This window comes from Burkholderia sp. HAN2018 (genome assembly GCF_024704855.1).
GTDB lineage: Bacteria > Pseudomonadota > Gammaproteobacteria > Burkholderiales > Burkholderiaceae > Burkholderia > Burkholderia cepacia.
Genome location: NZ_QOBB01000570.1, coordinates 1 through 586 on the forward strand (window position 1 = coordinate 1; position 586 = coordinate 586).

Sequence of the window (586 nt, forward strand, 5' to 3'; positions counted from 1 at the left end):
ACTTGTTCGCTTGACCCTATAACGAGTCTGTCTCATCGACAGTCGCTACAGGTTGAGTTCTCGCGTTGTGCCGTATTCCAATTGAGTCAAACTTAGAGTTCGAATCATCTTGAGATACATCGATACAATCACAACCCGGATAGTTTCCACGTCCATCTCAAGACGCTTCCGCTATCCAAATTACTTACTTCTTCCAGATTGTTAAAGAACGACAGCCGATACTTTCGTACCGCTCTGACTGGCTCAATCGCCAATGCAAAATTCTCGGTTCAGCGTGTGAACCAAGCACTTAGCGTTGGTGATTGGTGGAGGCAGACGGGATCGAACCGACGACCCCCTGCTTGCAAAGCAGGTGCTCTCCCAGCTGAGCTATGCCCCCATGTACAGATTTGCCTCAGGTGTTAGCCGGTCGGCTTGGGGTACTCGTAAGCGCTAAAGCGCTAACGATCACCGACACGTCAGACAATGGTGGGTCTGGTTGGATTCGAACCAACGACCCCCGCCTTATCAAGACGGTGCTCTAACCGACTGAGCTACAGACCCCTGAGTCTGTCTTTAATTTACAGCCGATAAGCGTGAGCGCTCA

At 50.7% G+C, this 586-nt stretch carries 2 tRNA genes; both read right to left on the reverse strand.

Features of this window, described 5'->3' with window-relative positions:
- Positions 1-303 precede the first annotated feature (303 nt).
- Positions 304-379: transfer RNA gene (locus tag DPV74_RS41825), tRNA-Ala, on the reverse strand.
- A gap of 87 nt (positions 380-466) precedes the next feature.
- Positions 467-543: transfer RNA gene (locus DPV74_RS41830), tRNA-Ile, on the reverse strand.
- Between the last annotated feature and the right edge of the window lie 43 nt (positions 544-586).